The organism is Brachyspira alvinipulli ATCC 51933, from assembly GCF_000518245.1.
GTDB classification, from domain to species: domain Bacteria; phylum Spirochaetota; class Brachyspiria; order Brachyspirales; family Brachyspiraceae; genus Brachyspira; species Brachyspira alvinipulli.
On the sequence record NZ_KI912407.1, the window covers coordinates 52,036 to 60,543 of the forward strand.

Sequence of the window (8,508 nt, forward strand, 5' to 3'; positions counted from 1 at the left end):
CGGCAGGGACGAAAACTTACTAAATCGAGTAAAACTTCTGTTATATCCTTATAAGTTTTTAAACTCATTCCCTACGAAGTACACCTTTAGGTGCAAACCCGCAGGGCAGCTTCGCTGACCAAGTAGGTGCTACGCCTACGGCTTCGCAGGGGACGAAAACTTTTGATGAAATATAGAAAAGGAGAATAACCATGGAAATTAAAACTAAAGAATTTTTTATAATGGTTAAGAAGTTGAGAAACCATTATAAAAAAATTTGTAAAAATTTAAAATTAAAATATGATGAAAAATCTTATACAAATTCTGGACTTACTTTTGATGAATGTTCTTATGAAGAAATAAAAGAATTATTGGATGAAATCGATGATGTTAATACAAATAGCAATGATATTAAGTTTACAGAAATTGGTATTGATATAACAAATTTATTGAAAGGAAATTATTAAATTACTGTTTTTAACCTCATTCTCCGATAACCACAAGGGTGCTTCGCCTACGGCTTCGCTGCACGCTGTGTGCCTTCGGCACCAAGTAGGTGCTTCGCCTACGGCTTCGCTGCACTCTGTGCGCCTTCGGCGGGGACGAAAACATATTTTTTCATTATTTACTTCCCAATGTTTAGGTTCTATACGTTTTTAAACTCATTCCCCGTAACCAAGTAGGTGCTTCGTTACACTTCGCAGGGGACGAAAACGTTCAAATAAATCTTTTATCTCCTCTGAATCAAAAGGATCAGTTTTTAAACTCATTCCCCGCGTAAGCGTCCAGAAGGGAAAGAAGCACTCCGGTACGGAGCTGTAAAGGGGACGAAAACGATGCGATAAAGTCGACAAGTTTTATAAATCCTAAAAGTAGGGTTCGTTTTTAAACTCATTCCCGCTTACTGTCTTTAAGGCAGTTTGAGGGACAAAATACAATTCTAGGATTGACACATGACAAATAATATTATATGGTTTAAAAAGGGATAGAAACTATTAAAAGGGACATATCATGAAAACAAAAGAAGAATTAGTAGAATTTCTAAATAAGAAAATTAATAATAATCAAAATCTTGAAGAAGCTCATAATTATATTTTCATTAAAGCATATTTAGAAGATATGATTGAAAAAGAGGTAGAAAATAAGAATCAAAAGTAATGCAATAATGATTATGCATAAAAAATTTTATTAATTAAAATGTTTTTAATTGATTGATAATTACTCTTATTACATTAAGAGGGCTTTTAATGCCCTCTTGAAAATATTATATTTAAAAAACTTCTCCATAAAAATCTAAATTATCAAATTTTATCTCATCGCTGTATAAAGGATTGCTTGGATAAATTCCTATAGAATTATATAATGTTTTACTGCCCACAAGTAATGATAAAATAGATATTATCTGCGGTGTGGATGATACCATATTAACATATAATTCGCCTTCTATATTCTTTGTACTTGTATTTATTTCTTCAATATATTCTTTCATCTTATTATATACCACTCTAGGATTAGTTGGATCTTCTATTTTTGTATATATTCCAACAACATTGCTATTAGAAATTTCTTTATATCTTTCAAGCATATTCAAATCATTTACATTATTTTCCAAACCAGCAGTTATAAATACATAAACATTTTCAAAATTATACTTATGCAGTATCTGTTCTATAGCTCCATTATACTCTTTTCTCTCATGTGTTTTAATATCAGTTACACCTATAAATGTTAATAAATTTCTTTTCATAATATACTCCTTAATAAATATTTTGTTTTGTATTTTGAAGCAAATTAGTTATTTCAATATTAATAGTTTTATAGACAAAATTATCATCTTTATAATTAAAAATCATTTTCAATAGATTTTCACAATTTTTTAATATATCCGTAGATGACTTATTTAAATTAGATTTTATAAAATTTTCATCTATATTTATCATAGTATGCGCCGCTTTATTTCTCTGTTTCTCTATCTTATCAAAATATTTAAAAGCTCCGTAAATTACTCTATAACTTTTATCATCAAGTTCATTATAATAAAATAAAGCTATATCTATTAAAGTATTGAAATTTAAAAACGTATCTTCATATTTAGAATTTGAATATTTTTTATCCAAAAAATTAAGTAAATTCTTATTATTTTTTTCTAGTAATTTTCTTTTTATATAAGAAACATCATTTGAAGTTTTAAATATATATTTATCAATATTTAAATTATACATATCATTTAAAAAATAATACAATAATTTCGTAATAAAAGGAGTTATCCTAAGAAGAAAATCTGTTAATGATCCTTTGGACTGTCTTATTTTCATAATATAAAAATATTCAAAAAATTCTCTTATTATATCATTACCGTTACTATAATCTAAAACATCTATATTATTATCTACAAATAACTTTTCTGCTTCTATAAATTGAGAATTCATTCTATAAATACAATGCTCTAAATATATTGGAAGTTTACTATCAAATAAATTACAAGCATTTTCATCTTCATTAAATATTTGCAAAGCTGCACTATACTCATAATTATTTATCAAAGACTCTATTTGTGTCTGTATTTTAGATCTTTTAAAACTTAAAACTTTTACCATATTGCATCTATCTATATCATTTTCTTTTTCTTTATTGATTTTATCCAATTCTTCAAATGTAAATTTATCATCAAAATTTCTTTTTCTAGTAGGAGTATCTACCTGAATAGGTATTAATTTAATATCACTAGTAATAACTTCAAGTATTAAACTGGATTTCATTTGCGGTGTGCCGGATGCTATGTTTAAAAGTATTTCATAATCTTTATATTTTTCATGTATTTCCTTTATATATTTTTTAAAATCATGCATAAATATATCATAATTATTAACATCATCTTCATCGATTTCACTAAAAATATTATTAACCTTGCAATCAGGATAGAATTTTTTTATTGCAAATTCATATCTATTATCTCCATAATTAAGTTCCTTGCTTATATATAAATAAACAACACTAGGTTTATAATGTCTTATGATATGAAGCATAGATCCCTCAGATGGTATACCATCTACATAAACTCCTATAGGGTCATGAGTACCTATTGGTGAAAATAAAACTCTTTTTTCCATATTCTAAAACCTCCTAATTAATTAAATATTACTTTAGAATTTTTATAAATTTCATCAAGTATTTCAACTCTCTTACAATATTTATGCATACCAACTATATATAATTTACTCTTAGTTCTTGACACAGCAACATTAAGCCTCTTTATATCAGAAAAAAATCTAACAGAACCTGTATTTCTAGTAACGCTAAAATACACTATATCGGCTTCTTTGCCCTGAAATGCATCTATCGTATCTATTTCAATATTTAAATGTTTTAATTTTTCATTATTTTTTATTTTTCTTTTAAGTTCTAATTTTTGTCTTTTATAAGGTGTAATTACAGCCACAGAAACATTGCTTTCCAAGTTCAAACTTTCAATACTATTATTTATTATATCTGCTTCTATAGTATTATATAATTCCTTTGAAGTATTTGAATCTGGAAATGATTTATTTGTATTATAATCAAGCCAATATATGCTGGCATCTTTAGTGTAATCAGTTCCATTTTTTAATTCTCCATTATAAAAATATTTGCTTACCAAATCACCAATACCAGCCTCCATTCTATACTGTACGTCAAGCATCCCAAACATAGTATTTTTATCAACATTAGCAAAAAGTTTATCAACTATAGAATTTGATACAAGCTCATCTTGCAAATTAATATCTATTTCCTTCATAGTTTCTATTTCCTGTCTGCAAAATACAGGAGGAAGCTGTTTAGGATCTCCAACTAATATTACCTTTCTAGCAAATGATGCAGGTATTAAAATCTCAGGCAATGTATTTTTAGAAACTTCATCAATAATAATTAAGTCATAGGGAGAATCCAATTCTTCTATTTTAAATCTTGCCATTTGATTGCATGTAACTCCGATTATACTTGCATTATCACAAATATATTTATGATTCCTTTTTTTATTTTTTATATTTTCTTCAAATTCAGCAAATAATTCATCACAAAAGTTTTTGTCATAATTAGACATAATATTTTTCTTCCAATGTTCTATATAATTATCAAAGCATATATTGTAAACTTCATTATCCTCACTATTTTTAAAATTCTCATATCTCATAATAGAATAATATAAATTTCTTTTTTGAGTTTCAAATAAAAGTCTCTCTATGGCGTTGTCAACTGCTATATGAGTTTCCGAACATATAGCTATCTTAGATTTATTATTCATCTTCATAGTTTGAAGTATTATCTCAACAATTGCTGTAGTTTTACCTGTACCAGGAGGGCCCATTAAACAAAATAAATTTTTACTGTTTACAGCCTTTTCTATAATATTAAATACATCGCTTCCTTTTTTATATATATTTTGTATAGGATTAAGTTTAATATAGTTTTTAGAATTATTAGAGTTATTAACATTATTATCGTAATTCATTTTTAAAGTTTCAAAAAGTTTTGCAGACATAAAAATGCCTGATTCTATTTTTTCTATAGTATCTATTTGCCTTAAATATTTTAAAGCTTCATTGCCTTCCATATTCTCTGATAATATAGATAAATAATTTTTCCATTTTGATAAATACTCCAAAAATGTCATATAAACTCCTTTTAACAAACTATTATATCTTTTAAATTAAGTATTTTTATTATACTTTTATTTGTAAGATTATTTTTTATAAGTTTTCGTTTATATTCTTTATTCGAAGAATTTATATCATTGTCTTCAATATTTAAATGAAAATACTCACCATCAAAATCTCTATTAAGATATATACCGCCTATTCCATTTATTTTCTTTATACACAATAAATCAGCATTTAAAAGATAATCTATATGATGAATTAAAGTTTCTCTATAAAATAGTTTTAATATTTTAAATATGTCTTTTGGTCTATTATAATTATTTTTTATTGTAAAAATTATCATTCTATTGATTCCAGATATATATTTATTTTTAACTTTTATTTTATATTTCATATAATATTACTCCTTTTCTATTAGTGAGTTTTTATCTTTATAATAAGTTATGCCCATCTCATTAATTTTTTTCAAAGTAATAATAGATTTTGTATAAAGTTCTTTAATACATTTTTTTCTTTACCTTTATTAAAAATTTAGCTGTATCATAATAGTAACTGCACTTTTTATTGGCATCATCAAAAATACTTTTATCACTTTTATATTTATCCCATAATATTGTTTCTTGTTCTTTAACACTATCAAAATTATGTATATTCTCTCTTCTATTACATCTCTCTTTTAAGGAATCACTAAATTTTTTAGCTTTATCAAATGAAAGCCTTTTTATATCAATAAGTTTATCTCTATTAGAAACTAATTTATTATATTCAGGCAAAACATCATTATAAGATATATCTCTATTATATATATCATAATATTTATTCTGAAGCTCAACATATTTTTTATAACAATCAGATGCTTTATTTTTTATTTTTTCTATATTTCTATTTATATTCTCTATATTCTTAAATAAGAAATCTATTTTTTCAGGTACTGATTTAATATATTTTTTTATAACTAAAATATCATTATAATTTATTGAGTCTCTATCACATAATTCTATAAGCATATTAATATTTTCTGCATTATCCTCGGTTATTATTCCCTTTAATTCTTCAACACATTTTATATTTTTATCATTGCAGTCATTAAACCATTTTAATCTATCATTTTTCTTGTAATATGAATTGAACACTTTTAAAATTTTATCTGCCTCTATTTTACTTTTTCTTAAAATATTTATTTCCCTCCTAATGTTGCCAATCTTTGATACTAAAACCTTAATTTGCAAATCAAAATCTATCATATCAAATACAACATCATAAGATTTTTCAATTATATTGGAAACATCTTTTAAATCATCTTTAACAATTAAATAAAAGTTGTTCTCAATATTCAATTTCAAACCTGATAAATAATTAAACAAATCATTAAGGTTTCTATCACAATGTTCTTTAAAGTTTTTAACTCTATTAATTGCTGCAGCTCTATAGTTTTCAATATCTGCTATTTTTAATTTAAGTTTTTCTCTCTGCTTCTCTAATTTTTTCTTGCATATTAAATTCATAAAGAATCCTAAAATCATGATTATTCCTCCTTAAAATTATAAAACACCGTCTTCAATTAACAATTCATAGAAAGCATCTTCATTTGAATTAATGCTCTCTGCAAATTTCTTAGAAGCTAAATGAACTATTGCACCTATAATAATTTCTTTATTTTCTAAATTAGAATTTTCCAGTATATTTATCAAATTGTCTATTTCATCATAAAATAATTGATCTCTATTTTCTATCTCATCTAATAAAGCATTTCTATCATCTATCTCTTTAAGTTCATTAAAATATTTCTTCTCTTTCAAAGCAAATATATTCCTTTTCGCATTTAAAGATTTCATCAAATCATTATGAAGCTCAATCACATCATTTTGAAACATATGACTTATATCTGTATAAAATGCCTCTTTCATATTATTTTCTATAATAGCAGCTCTTTCTTTAATCTTATCAATTGCTTTTCTTTCTTCTTCATCTATTAATCTATACTCTTTATCTAAACTAGCAGATATATATTTAAGTTCATCTCTTCTCATACCATATTCGCTTATTTGAGAAAATACACCTCCTATAATTGAAATCATATTTCTTAAACTAAATTCCCAATCTCTTTGTGTGCCTATATTATCAACCAATCTGTATAAATTTTTGTCTTTTTTAAACTCCTCATAAGCATTTTCAATATCTCTTTTTGCTATTTCAATACCCGCTTTACTATCTGATGTTATGATCCAAGAAGTAGCCAAACCAAAAGCTAATCCTCCAAGTACGGAACCTACTATTGTTAATATAGTTCCAAAAGTAGCTGCTGCAGCTGCACTCATAGTCATATTGGCTGTTACTAACGAAGCAATTGAACCGGCTAAAGATGAGCCTGCTGCTGCTCCTAATGAAGTCATAGTTGTTTCAGTAATATTTTTAGATACCTCACCCATCAGTTCTATACTATCAATTTTACCTGATGCAAATCTATACAAACTTTTTAATGTATCTATGGCAACAACTGCAACACCAGCACCTACATAAGGATTTGAAAGTACAGAAGAACCTATATTTTTTCCTAAATAGTGAAGACTAACAGCAAGTGCACTTTTAGAAGCACCATCTACACAGGCACCAGCAACATTTAAAAATCCTTGTATAAACTCTTCCTCTGTTAAATTGCCTCCATTATCAATAAACTTCATTATTTCCCCAAATAAAGCACCTCCTGCTGCAAAAGCTCCTCCCATTAATGCAGCTTTTCCTAATTGATTATGAAACTGTATTTTTCTTTTTTCATCTGCATGTTTATATTCTATTTTTTCTCCTTTTCTTGCTTTATCTGTAAGTTCTATTGATTCATCTCTAGTTAATGGATCGCTGTTCACTTTACCATCTTCACTTGAAATTCTATCGTATGTATTTTCACTTGTATGTGTATAATCCTTATTATCTGTATTAGTTTTGTTTGATGATTTTGTTCTTATATCTTTTACTTGATCTGCAGGAGCTACCTTCTTTCCATCTAAATATTTAGGATTTGAAAGAGAATCAATATTAGAATTAGGATTATCTTCATATTTTAATTGATAATCTATTGTATCATTACCATCTGTAACTTTTATATCAGTTGTTGGATCTCCATATTTAGTTCTTTCTGCATAAGTTTGATTCTCTCTTCCCTGAGCTGCTGAATCTATATTGTATGTTATTTCATGATATGTTTCTGCAACATTCCCTTGTTCATTTAATATATTTGTATTCTTTAATTCACCATCTTTCCTTCTAACAGTATCTTTTATTGCTGTATCATAATTATATATTCTATCATCCAAAGTTTCACATTTTATGCTGTACTGCTCATTATCAGAATTAGCAATAGAATTTGAATATTTATTATTTTCATACATTTCCATATCATCAAATCTTCTATGATTCCAATTTGAATGTAAATTCTCAAAACCTGTTTTTATACATTTTTTATAATTTTTTATAATATTATAACCTCCAAAAATTTAACTCTATAATCTATAAAAATTACCATCTTTTTATTTATGGAAGAAACCGCTTTTGATATAATTATAATTATTTTAATATTTATTTTCATAATACACCCCCAATTTAAATTACTCTCTTCAAAACTGACTTAACTATTATACTTACACATAATGGTACTAAAGTGATAATTATTTTTCTAAACATATAAAAACTCCTTATGTTCCTATTAAGACTTTTTATTAACAACTTCTTTCAAAACTTTCTCTGCAACAACACTTACTACTACTGACAATAAACTTATAATAACTTTTTTCCACCTATAGATATCTCCTTAATTATTCTTCTTACTCTCTTTATTCTTAAGATACTCTTCTAATACCTCTGCTGCTACTTTAATTAACTTAACGATTAATACTGG

At 25.8% G+C, this 8,508-nt stretch carries 8 protein-coding genes; 2 read left to right on the top strand and 6 right to left on the bottom strand.

What is annotated here, in order from left to right; all coding sequences use genetic code 11:
* Positions 1 to 191: 191 nt before the first annotated feature.
* Both T324_RS0114425 and T324_RS18190 read left to right on the top strand, forming a co-directional pair.
* Positions 192 to 446, top strand: coding sequence for a hypothetical protein (locus T324_RS0114425; RefSeq protein ID WP_028330907.1), 255 nt, complete (start codon positions 192 to 194; stop codon positions 444 to 446).
* A 544-nt stretch (positions 447 to 990) separates the two neighbouring features.
* Complete coding sequence (locus tag T324_RS18190) at positions 991 to 1,137, top strand: hypothetical protein (RefSeq protein WP_169730123.1); 147 nt, start codon at positions 991 to 993, stop codon at positions 1,135 to 1,137.
* Positions 1,138 to 1,249: 112 nt separating this feature from the next.
* Here the strand turns inward: T324_RS18190 and T324_RS0114435 are convergent, their stop codons facing one another.
* The 6 genes from T324_RS0114435 to T324_RS17495 form a co-directional block, all read right to left on the bottom strand.
* The gene (locus T324_RS0114435) at positions 1,250 to 1,726 is read right to left on the bottom strand and encodes a hypothetical protein (RefSeq protein ID WP_028330908.1); all 477 of its coding nucleotides are present in this window, start codon (positions 1,724 to 1,726) and stop codon (positions 1,250 to 1,252) included.
* A 10-nt stretch (positions 1,727 to 1,736) separates the two neighbouring features.
* The gene (gene csm6, locus T324_RS0114440) at positions 1,737 to 3,089 is read right to left on the bottom strand and encodes a type III-A CRISPR-associated CARF protein Csm6 (RefSeq protein ID WP_028330909.1); all 1,353 of its coding nucleotides are present in this window, start codon (positions 3,087 to 3,089) and stop codon (positions 1,737 to 1,739) included.
* A 17-nt stretch (positions 3,090 to 3,106) separates the two neighbouring features.
* Positions 3,107 to 4,630, bottom strand: a complete 1,524-nt coding sequence (locus tag T324_RS0114445) for an AAA domain-containing protein (RefSeq protein WP_028330910.1) — start codon at positions 4,628 to 4,630, stop codon at positions 3,107 to 3,109.
* A gap of 11 nt (positions 4,631 to 4,641) precedes the next feature.
* Positions 4,642 to 5,010, bottom strand: a complete 369-nt coding sequence (locus T324_RS0114450; protein ID WP_028330911.1) for a hypothetical protein — start codon at positions 5,008 to 5,010, stop codon at positions 4,642 to 4,644.
* Positions 5,011 to 5,113: 103 nt separating this feature from the next.
* Positions 5,114 to 6,121, bottom strand: coding sequence for a hypothetical protein (locus T324_RS0114455; RefSeq protein WP_211232601.1), 1,008 nt, complete (start codon positions 6,119 to 6,121; stop codon positions 5,114 to 5,116).
* 36 nt (positions 6,122 to 6,157) lie between these two features.
* Entirely contained in the window at positions 6,158 to 8,008 is a 1,851-nt protein-coding gene (locus tag T324_RS17495; RefSeq protein WP_051436866.1) for a hypothetical protein, read from the bottom strand.
* Between the last annotated feature and the right edge of the window lie 500 nt (positions 8,009 to 8,508).